Origin of the sequence: Bacillus sp. FSL R5-0820 (assembly GCF_038593385.1) — a bacterium.
Lineage (GTDB): Bacteria > Bacillota > Bacilli > Bacillales > Bacillaceae > Bacillus > Bacillus altitudinis.
In genome coordinates this window covers 1,385,744-1,403,488 of sequence record NZ_CP151991.1, presented here as the reverse complement: position 1 = coordinate 1,403,488, position 17,745 = coordinate 1,385,744, and the positions used below count along the sequence as shown (strand labels likewise).

General features: G+C 39.4%; 22 protein-coding genes. 8 read left to right on the top strand and 14 right to left on the bottom strand.

Annotation, left to right across the window (positions count from 1 at the left end; translation table 11 throughout):
* Positions 1–66: 66 nt before the first annotated feature.
* From ftsW to glsA, 3 genes are all read right to left on the bottom strand, one after another.
* Positions 67–1,278, bottom strand: coding sequence for a putative lipid II flippase FtsW (gene ftsW / locus NST15_RS07185; protein WP_342498967.1), 1,212 nt, complete (start codon positions 1,276–1,278; stop codon positions 67–69).
* Between the two features lie 205 nt (positions 1,279–1,483).
* On the bottom strand, positions 1,484–1,765 hold the full coding sequence (locus tag NST15_RS07180) for a YlaN family protein (RefSeq protein ID WP_003212509.1): 282 nt from the start codon (positions 1,763–1,765) through the stop codon (positions 1,484–1,486).
* Positions 1,766–1,887: 122 nt separating this feature from the next.
* The gene (gene glsA, locus NST15_RS07175) at positions 1,888–2,817 is read right to left on the bottom strand and encodes a glutaminase A (RefSeq protein WP_035392166.1); all 930 of its coding nucleotides are present in this window, start codon (positions 2,815–2,817) and stop codon (positions 1,888–1,890) included.
* A gap of 120 nt (positions 2,818–2,937) precedes the next feature.
* Between glsA and NST15_RS07170 the strand changes: the two genes are divergently transcribed.
* Complete coding sequence (locus tag NST15_RS07170) at positions 2,938–3,420, top strand: hypothetical protein (protein ID WP_008345056.1); 483 nt, start codon at positions 2,938–2,940, stop codon at positions 3,418–3,420.
* 15 nt (positions 3,421–3,435) lie between these two features.
* Here the strand turns inward: NST15_RS07170 and NST15_RS07165 are convergent, their stop codons facing one another.
* The gene (locus tag NST15_RS07165) at positions 3,436–4,758 is read right to left on the bottom strand and encodes a PhoH family protein (RefSeq protein ID WP_025207279.1); all 1,323 of its coding nucleotides are present in this window, start codon (positions 4,756–4,758) and stop codon (positions 3,436–3,438) included.
* 140 nt (positions 4,759–4,898) lie between these two features.
* Here NST15_RS07165 and NST15_RS07160 point away from each other — a divergent pair, with 140 nt between their 5' ends.
* Both NST15_RS07160 and NST15_RS07155 read left to right on the top strand, forming a co-directional pair.
* Positions 4,899–5,516 (top strand): YhcN/YlaJ family sporulation lipoprotein, encoded by a 618-nt coding sequence (locus tag NST15_RS07160; RefSeq protein WP_019743435.1) that lies wholly within the window; start codon positions 4,899–4,901, stop codon positions 5,514–5,516.
* Positions 5,517–5,825: 309 nt separating this feature from the next.
* The gene (locus NST15_RS07155; RefSeq protein ID WP_008345063.1) at positions 5,826–6,056 is read left to right on the top strand and encodes a YlaI family protein; all 231 of its coding nucleotides are present in this window, start codon (positions 5,826–5,828) and stop codon (positions 6,054–6,056) included.
* A gap of 29 nt (positions 6,057–6,085) precedes the next feature.
* Here the strand turns inward: NST15_RS07155 and NST15_RS07150 are convergent, their stop codons facing one another.
* Entirely contained in the window at positions 6,086–6,409 is a 324-nt protein-coding gene (locus tag NST15_RS07150) for a YlaH-like family protein (protein ID WP_007499841.1), read from the bottom strand.
* 54 nt (positions 6,410–6,463) lie between these two features.
* On the bottom strand, positions 6,464–8,302 hold the full coding sequence (gene typA / locus NST15_RS07145) for a translational GTPase TypA (protein ID WP_008345068.1): 1,839 nt from the start codon (positions 8,300–8,302) through the stop codon (positions 6,464–6,466).
* Positions 8,303–8,415: 113 nt separating this feature from the next.
* Between typA and NST15_RS07140 the strand changes: the two genes are divergently transcribed.
* Positions 8,416–8,595: a DUF5325 family protein gene (locus NST15_RS07140; RefSeq protein WP_008345070.1), complete on the top strand. Its 180-nt coding sequence runs from the start codon at positions 8,416–8,418 to the stop codon at positions 8,593–8,595.
* 273 nt (positions 8,596–8,868) lie between these two features.
* The gene (locus NST15_RS07135; protein WP_035700632.1) at positions 8,869–9,504 is read left to right on the top strand and encodes a hypothetical protein; all 636 of its coding nucleotides are present in this window, start codon (positions 8,869–8,871) and stop codon (positions 9,502–9,504) included.
* A 44-nt stretch (positions 9,505–9,548) separates the two neighbouring features.
* Here NST15_RS07135 and NST15_RS07130 read toward each other — a convergent pair whose 3' ends face one another.
* The 6 genes from NST15_RS07130 to NST15_RS07105 all read right to left on the bottom strand — a co-directional run bounded on the left by NST15_RS07130 (position 9,549) and on the right by NST15_RS07105 (position 13,775).
* Positions 9,549–9,842 carry a zf-HC2 domain-containing protein gene (locus NST15_RS07130; protein WP_017359388.1) on the bottom strand — a complete coding sequence of 98 codons (294 nt, stop codon included), beginning with the start codon at positions 9,840–9,842 and terminating at the stop codon, positions 9,549–9,551.
* Positions 9,839–10,357 carry a sigma-70 family RNA polymerase sigma factor gene (locus NST15_RS07125; RefSeq protein ID WP_035701060.1) on the bottom strand — a complete coding sequence of 173 codons (519 nt, stop codon included), beginning with the start codon at positions 10,355–10,357 and terminating at the stop codon, positions 9,839–9,841. The genes NST15_RS07130 and NST15_RS07125 overlap by 4 nt, the downstream gene beginning before the upstream one ends.
* A complete protein-coding gene (locus NST15_RS07120; RefSeq protein ID WP_017359390.1) occupies positions 10,357–10,620 on the bottom strand; it encodes a hypothetical protein in 264 nt (87 codons plus the stop codon). Before NST15_RS07120 ends, NST15_RS07125 begins: the two co-directional genes overlap by 1 nt.
* On the bottom strand, positions 10,610–12,463 hold the full coding sequence (locus NST15_RS07115; protein ID WP_342498966.1) for a hypothetical protein: 1,854 nt from the start codon (positions 12,461–12,463) through the stop codon (positions 10,610–10,612). Before NST15_RS07115 ends, NST15_RS07120 begins: the two co-directional genes overlap by 11 nt.
* 183 nt (positions 12,464–12,646) lie before the next feature.
* A complete protein-coding gene (locus tag NST15_RS07110; protein WP_046343457.1) occupies positions 12,647–13,453 on the bottom strand; it encodes an inositol monophosphatase family protein in 807 nt (268 codons plus the stop codon).
* Positions 13,454–13,586: 133 nt separating this feature from the next.
* Entirely contained in the window at positions 13,587–13,775 is a 189-nt protein-coding gene (locus NST15_RS07105) for a hypothetical protein (protein ID WP_008345085.1), read from the bottom strand.
* 287 nt (positions 13,776–14,062) lie between these two features.
* On the opposite strand from NST15_RS07105, the gene NST15_RS07100 reads away from it, so the two are divergent.
* A complete protein-coding gene (locus tag NST15_RS07100) occupies positions 14,063–14,698 on the top strand; it encodes a DUF1054 domain-containing protein (RefSeq protein ID WP_035392176.1) in 636 nt (211 codons plus the stop codon).
* Between the two features lie 226 nt (positions 14,699–14,924).
* Here the strand turns inward: NST15_RS07100 and NST15_RS07095 are convergent, their stop codons facing one another.
* Complete coding sequence (locus NST15_RS07095; protein ID WP_008345089.1) at positions 14,925–15,194, bottom strand: UPF0223 family protein; 270 nt, start codon at positions 15,192–15,194, stop codon at positions 14,925–14,927.
* A gap of 190 nt (positions 15,195–15,384) precedes the next feature.
* On the opposite strand from NST15_RS07095, the gene NST15_RS07090 reads away from it, so the two are divergent.
* Positions 15,385–16,857: an aminotransferase class I/II-fold pyridoxal phosphate-dependent enzyme gene (locus NST15_RS07090; protein WP_090756397.1), complete on the top strand. Its 1,473-nt coding sequence runs from the start codon at positions 15,385–15,387 to the stop codon at positions 16,855–16,857.
* Between the two features lie 43 nt (positions 16,858–16,900).
* Here NST15_RS07090 and NST15_RS07085 read toward each other — a convergent pair whose 3' ends face one another.
* Positions 16,901–17,020 carry a GapA-binding peptide SR1P gene (locus NST15_RS07085; RefSeq protein WP_003212464.1) on the bottom strand — a complete coding sequence of 40 codons (120 nt, stop codon included), beginning with the start codon at positions 17,018–17,020 and terminating at the stop codon, positions 16,901–16,903.
* A 316-nt stretch (positions 17,021–17,336) separates the two neighbouring features.
* Between NST15_RS07085 and NST15_RS07080 the strand changes: the two genes are divergently transcribed.
* Complete coding sequence (locus NST15_RS07080; protein WP_342499051.1) at positions 17,337–17,717, top strand: hypothetical protein; 381 nt, start codon at positions 17,337–17,339, stop codon at positions 17,715–17,717.
* Positions 17,718–17,745 lie beyond the last annotated feature (28 nt).

Here is a 17,745-nt window from a genome sequence, read left to right as displayed (position 1 = left end):
TATCCCTTAAAATTTTATATGTACTCTATAATAAAGGAAGAAATGAAAACTGTACACTTTTGTTTTCTAAAGATTCAAAGTTTTCTGCAATCCATTTTTTTGAATCGATGGTTTGCTGATTGATTTTTTCTTTTTATAACGCTCTTTATATTCAGTGAACATGCTGATATTCAGCAATATTCCCATACATCCACTCAGTAAAATGATAGACGATCCCCCGTAGCTGATAAACGGAAGTGTGACCCCAGTGATCGGAATGAGACCTGAAACACCACCCAAATTAATAGACGTTTGGATGGCAATCATTGAAGAAATTCCTATTGCAAGCAAACTTCCAAACGGATCTTCACACTTTCTCGCAATGTAAAAACCTTTCACGACAATAAAGCCAAGGAGAGCAAGGACAAAAAATACACCGAAAAAACCAAGCTCTTCCGAGATAATTGCCATGATAAAATCTGTATGCGGTTCTGGAAGGTATCCATACTTTTGTACACTCTCTCCAAGACCAAGCCCAAAAAAGCCGCCTGACCCAATCGCATAATATGAATTAATCAATTGATGCCCAGAAGCGCCTGCGTCTTTAAATGGATCTTGGAAACTCTCAAAACGTCCAAGACGATTCTGCGTGAAAATTTTATCCCAAAAAAGAATAATAAACGGTGTCACAACAACCATCACCGCACTAAATAAAGCGAGCAGCTTGGCCAGCGTTTTGCCGCTAAACCCTGAGCATAAAATCATCGCAAGGGCAATCATACCAATGATAAAAGCTGTCCCATAGTCTGGCTGTAAAATAATAAATCCGCATAGGATGGAGACAACCACAATTGGAGGTGTCACCCCTCTTAAAATATGGTCAATATAATGCTGCTTCTTTGCATAGACAGCAGCAAGATAAATGATGACAACGATCTTCACGAATTCCGCTGGCTGAAGACTAAAAGGTCCAAATTTGATCCAGCTTCTAGCATTCCCTGCAATGTGACCGCCAAAGTACACATAAATGAGAGAAAACACAGATAACAAAAGCATCACAATTTGGAATCTTTTATTTAAGAGCAGCTGATACGGAATGAGGGCTGTAAAAATCAAGATGACCGCCCCGACAATCATAAATAAAAGCTGTTTCTTGAAAAAATTATCTGGCGCAGCATCATATCTGATCACAGATGTAATCATACTTGAGCTATACACCATCACCAAGCCGAATGCGCTAATTAATATAATGGCGAACAATAATGAGTAGTCATACGATTTTAGCATTCTCTTTAACATATAATCCTCTTCCTAACGTCTATTTCTACTGCTTGACATTCTCTTCTCTTAGCTGTTCTTATTCTACTACATTTTCTCCGTTTGATCCCGTTTTACCTCTTTATATTGTTCGTCTTTCATGAGACAATCAAGTCCGTTTGGCATCAAATAAAAAGGCGGACAAAAAAACTCAAACTTATGTTGTGGAAGTTTGAGTTTTCAATCATTATTTTTTTGTGAACGCATCATGAAGTGCGGATAATTCTCTCTCAAGTTTATCGAGTAGTTTTTTGCCTTCATGTTGATCAACTAATCCAAGCCGGACAGCGAAATCAATTTCTCTCGATAATCCGAACATTTGAGTATCTAAAACCTCTTCATAAAGAGGACATTGCGGCATCGTTAAGTTGTCCATTTGCACTTGGATCAATTTTAAAATTTTATCTGCATCCAATTTTAATAAAGCCAGTGCTTTTTGCCGATGATCGACTAAAATTTCTGACGCCAAAAGTATCCCTCCGTTCCCCAGGCGAGTACCTAATTCTTCTATTTATCATAAAGCGAAACGCCCAAAATTGCAAGCAGATTTGTACAGTTCGCTCTGTAAAAATAAAAAGAAGCCATTCGTCATTAAAAGATACTCATCTCATATTTTTCACTCATGAGCTCAAGCAGCTTAATACCCGCAATACTATTCCCTTTTTCATCCAAAGCAGGCCCGAATATACCTATCCCAAAGTCGTATGGCGCCGCCCCCATAATTCCGCCTGAAACACCACTTTTAGCAGGGATTCCGATATTGATCGCAAATTCCCCGCTCGCATTGTACATACCGCATGTGACCATAAACGTTTTACAAATTCTAGCAACATCTTTCGAAAGGATTTGCTTTCCTGTCTCTGGATGCCTGCCATCTAATGAAAAAACACACGCGATCTTCGCCAAATCCAGGCTATTCATCATGACGGCGCACTGCTTCGTATAGACATCCATCACCTCTTCTACATTCCCTTTAATGATATGATATTGCTTCATATAATAGCACATTGCGCGGTTAATCATTGATGTTTCAAATTCAGATGCAGCGGTTTCTTTGCAATATGTAATGGTGGTGTCATTGGCAAGCTCTCTAATAAAACCAAGCAGCCGGTTCAGCTGATCTTGCGGCGTTGCCCCTCTTATTAAACTTGTAACGGCAAGCGCTCCTGCATTAATCATTGGGTTCAGCGGCTTATTGGGGCTTGCTGTCTCTAGTTTAATCATCGAATTAAACGGATCGCCAGTCGGTTCTTGTCCAACATATTGAAACACTTTTTTCGGTCCTTCTTCTGAGAGCACGAGCGCCAGTGCTAATACTTTTGAAATACTTTGCAGGGTGAATCGTTTATCAACATTTCCCGCTGAGTGGCACGTATTACTCACATGATAAACAGCGACAGATAAATCCGATTGATCCGCTTTACCGAGTGCCGGAATATAGGATGCTACCTTTCCATTTTTGGCCACCTTTTTTGCCTCTTCTACAAATCGCTGAAGCTCTTCATTGTCACGACATGCCATGCCCAAAATCCTCCCTATTTTTCGTCTAATCGTAGTGTGTACAAGGAAGTGCATGTTTATGAAAGTGACAAAGCGGGCGAAAACTTCTATAATTTATGTTGGAAAGGGGTTGTCTTGAACATGAGCATTATTCAAATCAAGGGGAACGTACAATACAAGATCACCATTGATCCGAGTGTATGGATTTTTGATGACCGTAAATTTTTAATGGATTCATTTTTTGAGAAAAGTGCAGCAAACGAAGAGCAGCAGCTAGATCAGGAGCTTGATCAAGAGCGGGTCATAAGAGAAGGTCAAACACTTCCACCCACATTAAAAACAGAAAAAAAGTACGAAAAAGAAAGACTTGTCACAGGCAGCTTCGGGATGAAACTTGGCGACATGATAAAAAATGCAGAACCGCTCGAACAAGCGGAGACGTGTGAATTTGTCACAGAAACAGAAACAATTGCTGTTCCGCTCTCTAAGGCGATGGATAGCATTGCCCATTTCAGCCAAAATGGAAAACCTATAACAGAAGAAGGACCAATCCACGTTTATTTCGAGGATCAGTCCAACATCACTCAGCCGATTAAAGGCGTCAAAGAGTTAATCATTACATAAGATGGCGGGTCTGGACTATAATAAATCAGCTGCAAGCTGTGCAAGTCCAGACCTTTCTCCTTTGACAAGCTTGACATGTCCAGATATTTGCTGCCCTTTGAAACGCTCAATGACATATGTGAGCCCATTATTTAAGCTGTCTAAATAAGGGTGATCAATCTGCTCTGGGTCTCCCATCAGCACAATTTTACTTCCCTCACCAACCCGCGTTAATAATGTTTTTACTTCGTGTTTTGTTAAATTTTGCGCCTCATCGATAATGATAAATTGATCAGGGATACTTCTCCCGCGAATATACGTTAAAGCTTCCACTTGAATTGAACCGATGCCCGCTAGTATCGCATCGAGTTCACCAGGTTTTTTTGTGTTAAATAAAAATTCTAGGTTGTCATAGATCGGCTGCATCCACGGTCTGAGCTTCTCTTCTTTTTCGCCTGGCAAATACCCTAAGTCCTTACCGACAGGAACAATAGAGCGGGCCACGATGAGCTTTTTAAACATGCCGAGGTCCTCTGTCTGCATTAATCCAGCAGCAAGTGCAAGCAGTGTCTTTCCTGTTCCCGCTTTTCCGATAAGTGTCACAAGCGGAATATCGCGGCGTAAAAGTAACTCAAGCGCCATCGTTTGCTGGACATTTTTTGGGCGAATTCCCCAAATATGTTCTTGGTCATAAATAAGCCGTTTCACATGCTCTGCTTTTTGATCAAGCATCCCCAAAGCAGAACCACCCTCATTTCCCTTCATAATAACAAATTGATGAGGGTTTAATGGCGTTTGGGTGACGTCTTTTATTGGTAACTGATTTTGCTTATAAAATGTATTCAGCTGCTCAGTCGGAATATAGAGCTCATGATAGCCGTTATCAATGTCTTCATTTTGCAGCACACGATCGCTTAAGAAATCCTCTGCTTGCAGACCAATGGCATCCGCCTTTACTCGCACCAGGACATCTTTGCTGACCAAAATAACAGGCCGGCCATCCGGTTTTGTTTCTTCCTCTAAGCTCAAATTCTTGGCAACAGCCAAAATCCGGTTATCGTTTGTTTTTTCGATGAAAATTTCTTGAAGTTCATGGAAAGAGCGATGATTCAGCTCAATACGAAGTGTTCCTTTTGACTCCAGCGTAATTTTTTCATGCAGTTTGCCTTTCGATCTCAAGCCGTCGATTAAACGTGAGACACGTCGTGCGTTTTGCCCAACCTCGTCCATATATCTTTTTTTCGAGTCTACTTCTTCTAACACTACGGCCGGAATCACGACCTCGTTGTCTTCAAATGAAAAGATTGAATTCGGATCCTGTAATAACACATTTGTGTCTAATACATAAATTTTACTCAGGTCCTTCGCCTCCTGATCGGGGTTTCATTCATCCTTGTCTTTCCAAAAACGATTGTTAAAATATATGTTTTCATGAATAAAGTTAGAAGGTTAATTCAACAATAAAATAAATCATGCAGTTTGTGAAGGAGGGAATACACATGCGACTATTTTTGACGTTATTCATGGTTCAAACCATTCTTTTATTAGGCGCTTGCCAACATCAAGAGAAGCCTTTGGCACAAGAACATCAAGACGGAAACAAGCATTTAGTAAGAGTATCAGACTCATCCAAGAAAAACACTGACAAAGCCCGCCCATCAACAGATGTGGCGCAGCACCTAGTGAATGTAACTGAGCATGTAGCAGATGTAAATGACGCAACAGCGATCGTCATCGGCAAGTATGCTGTCGTCGGCATTGATGTAAAAGATGATTTAGATAGAAGCAAAGTTGAAACCATTAAATATTCAGTCGCCAAAGCACTGAAAAATGACCCAGAAGGTGCGAATGCTGTTGTCGTCGCTGATCCAGATACAGTGAGCCGTTTAAAGGAAATGGGCAAAGAAATACAAGCTGGCAGACCAGTAAGCGGAATTATGGACGAACTAGCAGCCATTGTGGGCCGTGTTATGCCAGAAATGCCTCGAAATGAAATCGACCGTAACGAAACAGATCCGACGAATGATCCGAATCATCAGCTCAAACAACAAGATCAAAAGCAATTAGAAAAAAACCAAAACGATCAATCAAACCATCATATGAATCAGAAGAAATAATGAGAACGGCTTCTATCTATTGTGATATAAGCCTCAGATTGTTGACAAAGGGCTAAAATGAACTTTATTTTGGCTCTTTGTCTTCTTTTCAGCGTGATAGAAAACCTTTGCAGCCCTAGGAAGGACGAGCATCGGCGCGGAGCGAATTTGACATTCGTGAGCACCGAAGCGCAGGACTGACACCGAATGCGAGGGTTTGTCTACACGCTGCGGCTTATATCTCTTGTGATATAAGCCTTTTTTATGCTGATTTTAAGTGGCTCAAAAAACATGCTATAATGAAGGCATGACCAAAGTGAGGTGAAAATGATGAGAGTGAAGTGCTCATTATGTGAAAAGCTTGAAACCATTAATGATGATACACTTGTTGCTAAACGGTTAAGAAATCGACCGATTCATACATATATGTGCGATGACTGCCAAGAAAGAATTAAAGTAAAGACAGAGGCACGCATCAAAACTGGCAGATTCTCTCTTTATCAAGATCCTGCGACGAAAGAGAAAAAGAAGAAAAAAGGAAAAAAAGAACAGAAGACATAAAAAAGACCTGACACAAGTTCAGGTCTTTTTTACGTACTCACTGTTCCTTCTTTTTTCGCACGATGCAGCCGTATTTTATAAATAATCAAAATGACAGCTGCCACAACCAGGCCTTCTGCTACTGGCAAGAAGATTCCTAGAAATGTGAGAAACGTGCAGCCAAAAATCAAAAACAAATAAATGACAAGTGCTTTTAAAATCGGTAAACGTCTAGCAAAGCCGAGTTTAAAAACAATAATCGCTAAAACAAGGATGGTGCCATATAGGAGCCACATCCCTGTTTGCGGATTTTCATCGACACGAAACAGCATCGCGAAAAAGGATAGATTCTCACTTACTTCCTGATCATTCAAAAAGATTCCCTCCCCTTACCTTTCAGGGTTCTATCTTTTTAATTCTTCATGGAATTAAGATAATCCTGCTAGCTTTTTCTTCTTCGCAGCTTTCTCACGTTCGTTTTTATCTAAAATTTTCTTTCTTAAACGGATCGATTCCGGTGTAACCTCACAGTATTCGTCTTCATTTAAGTACTCAAGAGATTCCTCAAGTGACATAATACGTGGTTTTTTCATACTAACCGTTTGATCTTTTGTCGCTGAACGTACGTTTGTTTGTTGTTTCATACGGCTCACGTTGACAACAAGATCGTTTTCACGGTTATGCTCACCAACAATCATTCCTTGGTATACTTCAACACCCGGCTCAACGAAAATTACACCGCGCTCTTCAACGCCTTGGATTCCGTAAGCAGTTGCTTTACCTGTTTCCATTGAAACAAGTACACCTTGACGGCGTCCGCCAACTTGACCAGACTGCATCGGCTGGTAGCTGTCAAATGTATGGTTCAAAATACCAAAACCACGAGTTAATGAAAGAAATTCAGTTGTATATCCGATTAAACCACGTGATGGAACTGTAAAGATCAGGCGAACTTGACCGTTACCATTATTGATCATGTCAATCATTTCACCTTTTCTTGCACCCATTGATTCCATAACAGAGCCAGTATGCTCTTCAGGTACATCAATTTGAACACGCTCTACAGGCTCACATCGAACACCATCTACTTCTTTTACAATAACTTCTGGCTTCGATACTTGCAGTTCAAATCCTTCACGTCTCATATTCTCAATCAGAATTGATAAATGAAGCTCACCGCGTCCTGATACGACCCAAGCATCAGGTGAATCCGTTGGATCTACACGAAGACTTACGTCTGTTTGAAGCTGCTGTTCTAAACGCTCTTCAATTTTACGTGATGTCACGTACTTTCCTTCACGGCCTGCAAATGGGCTGTTATTGACAACAAATGTCATTTGAAGTGTCGGCTCATCAATACGAAGGATCGGCAAAGCCTCTTGGTGTTCTACCGGGCAGACTGTTTCTCCTACGTTGATGTCTTCCATACCAGATACTGCGACAAGATCTCCAGCTTTCGCTTCATTGATTTCCACTCGTTTTAACCCTTGGAAACCAAAAATCTTCGTCACGCGGAATTGTTTTACACTGCCATCCACTTTCATTAGAGCAACTTGCTGTCCTACTTGCATCGTTCCTCTAAATACACGGCCAATTCCAATTCTTCCAACATAATCATTGTAATCAAGTAGCGCCACTTGGAATTGAAGCGGTTCTTCATGGTTGTCGACTGGGCATGGGATATGGTTGACAATCGCTTCAAACAACGATTCCATGTTTTCATCTTGCTTACTAGCATCGTTACTTGCTGTACCATTGATTGCTGATGCATATACAACTGGGAATTCAAGCTGTTCTTCTGTTGCATCCAATTCAATGAACAAGTCAATGACTTCATCGACTACTTCAGCTGGACGAGCAAAGTCACGGTCAATTTTATTGACAACAACAATTGGTGTTAAGTTTTGCTCAAGTGCTTTTTTTAGCACGAATCGTGTTTGAGGCATACAACCTTCATATGCATCCACAACGAGAAGTACACCATCTACCATTTTCATGATACGCTCAACTTCACCACCGAAATCGGCGTGTCCTGGTGTATCTAAAATATTAATGCGTGTATCTTTATAATGGATCGCAGTATTTTTAGCTAAGATCGTAATACCGCGCTCTCGCTCTAAATCATTTGAATCCATGGCTCTCTCAGCGATATTTTCATTCGCACGGAAAGTACCAGCTTGATGGAGCAATTGGTCAACAAGCGTCGTTTTACCATGGTCAACGTGGGCAATAATTGCGATGTTGCGAAGGTCTTTTCGAAGTTTCACATTTTCATCTCCTAAAATAATTAGATAACTTTCATATTATATCACAATCCCCTTTAAATGCCGATCGTTTTTCTGTAAACTTATATTAACTCTAAAAAAAGGGATGGAGACAAATGAAACAAATCAAATGGCTTCTATTATTATGTGCATTACTTGCCGTCGTCAGTATGGCGTTTATTGGAGTGTCTGTTGCAGAAAAAAGCATACTGGGAACATGCTTAAGTATTGTGTTCGCCATGATTTTCATGGGTACAGGATTTACATTAAAACGAAAATTAAACGTACAATCATAAAATTTATGAAAAGCCTTTTACATTTTACATGTAGAAGGCTTTTATTTTGGGTAAAAACAAGACTAACCACCTATGTAACCCTAGTGATTCAACTAAAAACTTCATATAGAGTTGGCAAATATAAGCAATCTGAACTCTTCCATTTTTCGACAAGAACTTTTATAGTTCTCCAAAAACAAACACAAAGTTACATTTTTCCTATTCTTCCACAAAGTTTCTCATGGTATGCTGTTCTTGCAACAAAATTTAACAGAAAAGGGAGAGAAAAGAAGCATGAAGAAGTTTTTGAGCAAATCGCTCAGCTCTGTTGTATTTTTCGCTTTAGCTATCATTTTTACTTTCACAACAGTAGCTCCTGGGCAAGCAAGTGCTGCAACTTTCAAAGGGATTCCTTTTGAGCAGCAACAAATTATTAAAGATTTATTGGAGAAAAACGAGCGTGTTATCAGCATTCTCATCAATTCATTTGTTGAGGAAGACAACAACTACACATTTGATGTGAAAAAAGCTGTTGAGCTCGGTCTTACTGAAGAAGAAGCGGCGACTGCTGAGAAATTCTTAGATCGCGCAGCTGTTCTTACAATCGTTTTCAGTGAAAGCATCACTAAAAACGAAAAAGGAAAATTAGTTTTTGATGCAGAAAAAGCTGTTGAACTTGGTCTTACTAAAGAAGAAGCAACTAAATTCGAAAAGCTTTTCAAATCAGTGATCAGAATTGTTGATCTTGCTGGTGATGCACTTGTTCTAGACAAAAAAGGAAACGTTGTAATTGATTCTAAAATCGCTAAAGGTCTTGGATTCAGCTCTACTGAATTACTTGTTTTCAACCAATTGCTTAAGAAAATTCCTCAAGAGCAATTAAAAACGTTCTATGATGCAGTTCAAATTGCTAAAGAAAAATTGAACTAAGCTCAAAAAACCCCCATCCGGTTCATCCAGATGGGGGTTCTTTCTTATATCCAATAGATCAAGAGCATGATGAGATAGACGATACTAAAAACGATACTTGCCCGTAATAACAGTTTTCCATAGTAGCGCCTTTCAAACTTTCTTTTTTCTTCTTTTTCATCTATGAACGGTATGAAATCTGTTGACTTTGCAATAGAGACTGGTTCTTTCATTTCTTCATATAGATAACGGCATTTTTTGCATGAACGTAAATGCTCATCCACTAATTGATTTGTTTCTTCACTCGTGTCCCCTTCTATATAAAGTGGTAATAGTTCTTCAATCAAATAACAGCTCATTTGTTGAACTCCTCACAATGTAGCTTTCGTTTCAGCTCTAATCTAGCTCGATGAAGGGTTGTCTTTACTTTAGATAAGGTCCAATTCAAAATTTCCGCTACTTCTTCATACGATAATTCCTGAATATCTCTTAAAATGAGGACTTCTCGGTAAGAATCCTTCAATTGATTGATCTGGCTCCACAGCCTTTGAATATCAGCTTGAGTTTCTAAATGGTCTTCAGGTGTCATGAATATCTGCTGCTCTAAAAAATCAGCTTTTTCTACATCCGTAAAAGTTCGTTTTACTTTTCGGCGATAGTCGTTGACAAACGTATGATAAGCAATGGTGTAAAGCCATGTTTTAATGCTTGAATGTCCTTTAAAAGAGGATAATCCATGCAGTGCCTTGATAAATACATCCTGCGCAAGGTCCTTGGCTGTTTCGACATTTCCCGTTCTGCGATATAAATATTTGGTGATTTCCTGAAAATATTCTTCATATATTTTTTCAATTTGATTGGTCGGTCTAGACATCAAAAATAAAACCACACAGTCATCCAAATTGATAATACGATAAAAAAGAAGTATAACGAAGAAATAAACCACTTCATGCGTTTTAATTCGAGATAATCACTCTGATCCTCAGTGTGGGCAGGAGCAAACTCGTTTCCCTTAAAAGAATGCTGAAACTGCTTTTCATGCGTCTTCATCCAGTTAGAAGCCTCTTCTCCAAGCTCCCCTTCCTGATACAATTCATATAAGTCTTGAAAGATGGCTTGTTTTTCTTTATCTGTCAAAACGTTGCACCTCTTTTGTTCGTCCGTTTACTTCATATATTTTCCGCTCATTCGATCCGAAGGTTTGAATGATCACAAACCACGAAATGCTCATTTTTCCCTCTTTGTCGATCATTCTCACCGGCTTGATTTGTTTTTTATAGATGGCATAAGGTTCATACTTTTTGAGGATTTGCTGATAGACTTCATCACGTTCTTGATTCGATACCGTATGCGGTAAAGAAGAGTCTGATTGCCAATTCAACGCAATTCCATCGGCATCTCTCGTCACATGAAGTAAATGGGATGACCCGTGAAAAGTATATTGTTTGTGTTCACGAGATCCTGTTTCTGTCTTCACGTCTTTTGACTGTTTCCCTATCATTTCCAACAAATCTTCGTCACTGATATTTCCTTTTTTCTGTTGAAGAATCGCTTTTGATAGCTGTATTTTCAGCAATTCTTTCGTTGAACCATTAAACACAAATGTAGATTGATCGGCTGTCTTTACCTCCACTTCATGCTGCCACTGAAAATAAAAGCCATCAACGTCTGTAATCTGATAATCTGTTGGCTGTAAATTTAGCTTTTTATAAATACGATTTATTTTCGTTTTCATTTCTTTGTTTGATAAATTGATCCCGTCTATATCCTTTAATTGAAAGATGGCGTTCCCATATTGCGCTTGTCGAAGCGTCTCTTTTTTCCATGTGGCAAACGCTAGGCTCTCATCTTTATTCTGAGACATTTTTGGCAAAAGAAGAACGCTTGTCTCCCCGTCTTCTTTTTCAATCACTACATGAATGCGGTCTAGATCAACGGATCGGCCGCTTCTTTCAAAAAATTCAATGGTTTTTTCCCTATATTCTTTATCGGTCAAATGCTGACCCTTTGCGCGACCATTATAAAAATAGCTGTTTAATTCACCTGTAAACGCAGAAACATTCACTTCATATTGATCGGCTGCAAACACGTAGTTATCAGAGATCGGCTGTTTACTAGTCGTTGAATATAATGTAGTGTCCGATGGTACAAACTTTGAAGCGAATGCTTTTGCACTTGCTTCAGATAAAGGGCGATATTCTTCTGAGAAAGTATCTGTCAGTTCCGTTTTAGTAAATTGAAACATGATATGTGGGAGATTTAGGATCGGGTTCAGCATTAGCGTAAAAAAGACGACAATTCCCCAAGCACCCCACTGTCTCAACTTCCCCTTGTTTTGTAGTAACACACATAACAAATGTAATGTCATAAAGCTTCCTGCAGCCGCTGCTAAAATCACAATGGATTTAAACGAAGATTGTAGCTCATACTTCGAGATAGAAGGATAAAAAATATACAGCAGCGCAGCGAAAATCAGGCCATAGAAAAACAGCAATTCTTTCCACTTCTGATGCCAAAACAAACGAAAGAATAGGTGAAGTACCAAAGCGGCAAAGCCAATCATAAGCAAAATGATGATCAAATCTCTCCATATCAGCTCCGCATCACCGCTGAGAAAGAACTTTTTGCTCTCAACTAACACAATAAATACCGTTTGACATAAAGGCAGAAGTAACACAGATAAATCAAATGCAAAAAACATGCCCCTATTTTTTAAATAAGGAAGAGAAATCACATAGAAAAGTGATGCAAGCAAGACATATCCATAGATGAGAAATTGCATGAAATCTGTCAGCACTTCAAATGTTTCGATCGTATACTGTCTAGCTAGAACTTGGTGAATCATCTCAAGTGTCATACTCCCTAGCAGAACTACTCTTAATACGATTCCAGCATAAAATACATAACGACTCTTCTTTTCTTTCCATATGGGAAGTGTAATGAAAAGGACAAATAGTCCAAGCACACACCATTGAATCATGTGGATACTGTACTCATTTAAAATAAAAAACCTTTCAAAATGGAGGGATAAATCACTAAACAAATCAAACATTGCTACACAATCCTTTACATCAAATTAAGGCCTCATTCGTTTAGACATCTGCCTTACCAAAAAGTTTCAGGAAAAACAAAAAATCACTTCATTCTCATGAAGTGATGTTGTTTATTTTTTATTTCCGCTTCCTTTTATGTAATCATGCAAGATTTTCTCACAGACGGATCGATTTCCGGCAACAATGCTATTTTTCTCTAGAAACGTTAAGCGTTCTCCGTGAATATTCGAGTAAACAGCGCCTACCTCATCAAGCAACACACATCCAGCAGCATAATCCCATGGCGCTAGCCTTAACGTGACATATGCGTCGCTTCTTCCGCTTGCAATATAAGCCAGTTCAAGTGCAGCTGATCCAATCGTTCTTGTTCCTCTCACATCGCGTACGAGACGGGCAAACGGCTTAGCGTCAAAATGGGGGCTTTCAATCGCCCATGTTGGGTTAATGCCGACAATGGCTTTTTCAATGGCGACATCTTTTAAAGGCGGGAGTAAGGTATCGTTCATATACGCCCCTTCTCCTTTGACTGCATGATAGAGCTCGTCATGAATGACGTCATAAATAAGACCGATTTTCCCCACACCATGTTCAAATATCCCAATTGAAATGGCAAAATTTCGTTTTTGATGGACAAAGTTCATGGTGCCATCAATTGGATCAATGATCCATACTATCCCGTCAAGAGAGGTCACTTCTTCCCCTTGGCCCTCTTCTCCTAAAATATGATGATCTGAAAATGTCGACTGTATCTTTTCAATGAAGAAACGTTCTGTTTCTTTATCGATGTTTGTGACAAGATCATTTGGATTTGATTTTGTTTCAATTGATAGACCTTCCTGCATGGATTCTTTAATGCGGCTACCCGCTTCTTTTACCCAAAGCTTTGCAAGTCGGTCAATTTCCACCCAGTTTGTCATCGGACTGTAAACCTCTTTTCTATGTAGTACCTATTTGTATTAGCATACTGATATTATGTACGTAAAAGCAAGAAAAAAGCAGCTTCATACAAAAACGAACCGATGAATTGGTTCGTTTTTACCTCACCTTGTTTTACCCTTGAAGCTGCTCCCATTCTTTTCTTAGGCGCTCAAGCTTTCGTTTGCTGCGTTCTACTTGGATATCGTCTTTTTGCTCGATGGCTTCATGAAGCGTAGAAAGCTCATAATCAACCTCTAATCTCCACACAGCGATGCGATTCTTCTTCTCTTGTCTATACCCATGCTTCACGATTTGCTTCATTGGTCAACGCCCCTTCCAGAGAATGATTCATTCCTTGTCAGTTTTCATTGATAAAAAATACAATCGATAAGAGAAATGGTTCTTGCTTATATCGTATGAAGCGATCGCATAACCGCAACGACATTCTGAAAATTGTGTTTTTACCTATTTGTTATGTACCACAAAATCGATGTTTTTAAACGCCGAACCAAGATCCCTGCTATCTTTCTCTTTAAAGTGCATCTTTTTTTGAGCTTGACCCAAGCTATGATAAAATATGATCAGCGAAAAGATACAGGAGGCATAACATGAGTGAAATGCGTTTTAGAGATGAAGATTTTGAAACATTCACAGTAGACGGTTTAGATGAACGTATGGCCGTATTAAAAGAGAGAGTCCGTCCAAAGCTTGAAGCACTTGGTGAACATTTTGCACCGCTTCTTTCTTCTATTACAGGAGACGAAATGTTTGTCCACGTGGCAAAACATGCAAGAAGATCAGTCAACCCGCCAAATGACACTTGGGTGGCTTTCGCTAACAGTAAGCGTGGGTATAAAAAGCTCCCTCATTTTCAAATTGGGCTTTGGAAAACTCATGTATTTGTATGGTTTGCGCTCATTTATGAATCTCCAGTAAAAGGTGAATATGGGCAATTATTTGAAAAAGAGCTGGACACGATCCAAAAGAAAATACCGCAAGACTTTGTTTGGTCTAAGGATCATATGAAACCGGACGTCCTCCGCCACAGCGAACTTGATGCTGAACAGCTGAGAACACTATTTGAACGTGTTCAAACAGTCAAAAAGGCCGAACTCCTTTGCGGCATCCAGCTTCCTAGAGAAGAAGTTGTTCAAATGAATAATGAAGAATTCTTATCAAAAATTGAAGATGCCTTCCGCACAGTAACTTATCTATACCGCTTTACACAAAAAGAATCTGTATAAAAAAACGAGCCTATGTTGGCTCGTTTCAGATTGTTGACAAAGGGCTAAAATGAACTTTATTTTAGCCCTTTGTCTTCTTTTCAGCGTGATAGAAAACCTTTGCAGTCTAGGAAGGACGAGCACTGGCGCGGAGCGAATTTGGCATTCGTGAGCACCAGCGCGCAGGACTGACAACGAATGCGAGGGTTTGTCTACACGCTGAAACGAGCCTATATTGGCTCGTTTTTTACATCCGTATCATAGCTGTTTCTTCAGCCTCTCTTGCGCTTTTTACTGTGCGATAAGGGGAATACCCACTTCCCTTTTCAAACGCCGCACAATGCGTCTTTTCTTCTGCTTTTGATGGTACAACTTCTTTAAATCGTTTATAAGCCTCTAGTAACGCTTGTTTCGCAATTCCTGTTTCATAGGCTTTTTCAACGGCTTGAAAAAATGAAATGACCGCCATCTTTTCTTCAGTTGTCCAGTCGACGTCCATTGGATATTGATATTCCATTTACTTGTCCCTCACTTTAATCCACATTTCTTATTTGAACTTTTATTATAGCATCTGTTTGATCAGAATCCGATTGATTTTATGCTTTACATTCCGATCAGTTCATAATATAATTCTTTTGTTTTATGCAATGAAATCTGCTGTTATTGGGATAATAATAGCAGGTATTTCGATGAAGGTGGGAAAGCAATTGTCACAACATGATACACCCTTATACACTGGACTAAAAAAACACGCTTCAACTAATCCAGTCCAATTTCACATTCCAGGCCATAAAAAAGGAGCCGGAATGGACCCTGAATTTAGAGCATTCATTGGAGACAATGCATTAAGCATTGACCTTATTAATATAGAACCTCTTGATGATTTACATTCGCCTCGAGGAATGATCAAAGAAGCACAGGAGCTTGCAGCAGAAGCATTTGGTGCCGACCATACGTTTTTCTCTATACAAGGAACAAGCGGCGCGATCATGACAATGGTGATGACCGTCTGTGGCCCTGGAGACAAAATTATTGTTCCACGTAATGTCCATAAGTCGATTATGTCTGCTATTGTATTTTCTGGTGCAGTACCTGTTTTTATTCACCCGGAAATTGACAAAGAGCTTGGCATCTCTCATGGCATCACGCCAGAGTCAGCTAAAAAAGCGCTGACTAAACACCCAGATGCGAAAGGGCTGCTTGTGATTAACCCAACGTATTTTGGCATTTCAGCTGATTTAAAAACCATTGTAGAGATTGCTCATTCGTATGACGTACCTGTTCTTGTAGATGAGGCACATGGTGTGCATATTCATTTTCACGATGAGCTTCCATTGTCTGCGATGCAGGCGGGAGCTGATATGGCAGCAACAAGTGTGCATAAACTTGGCGGCTCTCTCACCCAAAGCTCGATTTTAAATATAAAAGAAGGGCTTGTTTCAAAGGATCGAGTACAATCTATTTTAAGCATGCTGACAACTACGTCTACTTCTTATTTGCTTTTAGCCTCCCTGGATGTCGCTAGAAAGCGATTAGCGACTGAAGGAAAGGCGCTTGCAGATGAAGCCATTCGATTAGCTGAATCAGCAAGAACTCGTTTAAACGAAATTGAAGGTATTACTTGTATTGGTCAAGAAATTCTCGGTTCACCTTCTACTTACGATTATGACCCAACAAAATTAATCATCTCCATTAAAGACCTTGGACTGAATGGCCATGATGTGGAGAAATGGCTGAGAGAAAGCTACCGAATTGAAGTAGAGCTCTCTGACCTATACAACATTTTATGTATCGTGACGCCTGGCGATTGTGATGAGACGATTGATACGCTTGTAACGGCTATGAAGGAAATTGCGGCCACCTCTGCACGTCAAGGCGGCAAACAAGCCGTGACAGAAGTGTTACTGCCTGAGATCCCTTCGCTTGCGATGACGCCGCGTGACGCTTTTTACGCAACAACGGAAGTCATTCCATTTAAAGAAGCGGCTGGCCGTATCATTGCAGAATTTGTCATGGTTTATCCGCCTGGTATTCCTATTTTTATACCAGGAGAAATCATCACAGAAGAAAATATCTCCTATATCTTTAAAAATATCGAAATCGGTCTTCCTGTTCAAGGACCAGAAGATTCCACACTAGATATGATTCGTGTCATTAAAGAACAAAAAGCCATTTTATAAAAAAGAAACATGCAGCCCCAATTGGAGCTGCATGCTTTTTTATTTATTCAGAGGCTTCATCACAGCAATGACAGTGACCACATGTTCCATAAAGTGTTGTCACTTTTTCATTTTCAAATTGATCAATGGTTTCATTGCAATCTTGACAAATAATTGTACCCACGTACATTCCCCTTTTCTTTACTCAAAGTTTGAAAGCGTTTAATCTATTTCATACCTCTATAATATGATGTCACATTTAAGTTGTCAACGGTTAATTGTATGACACATTTAATTATTTTTTATAAATATATGCTTTTTTCTCATCATATTGAGGAAACGTTTCAAATGTATTTTCCTTCATATCAATTCTGTAACAATTGAGTAACAATCGAAAATTGTCAAAAAGGACGTGATACACTAGAGTGACTAACAGGGAACTAGCTCCTAAAAATGTTGGTACAACCCCAAAGGATTTTGAGGTGAATAGATTGAATTTTATGAGGACCCTTCTCATTATATTCCCTATGCTCTTTGTACTTAGTTCATGCTCATTTGCGTATATCATACCGAATCAGACAGACCAGGTCAGTCATATTCAAAAGCCGAGAATTCTCTTTTTTACTGATGCAGAAAATCTTGATAAAGAAAGTCCTTATTATGACGCAGTGCTCGATTTAAAAAATGAATATCCGAAGGAAATGTCCAAGATGATTGTCAAAGAAGATCGTAAAGGCTGGAAAAATGAAGTAGACGAACTGCCGGCTATTTTACTTGTCAATAATGAAAAAGTCATTGTGAAGGTGGAAGGTAATGTCCGAGGTAAAGAGGATATCTTATCACCCATATGCCAAGCATTAGATCGAGTGAATACAAATTAACGGTTCGACTTTGCACTTATATATCCAT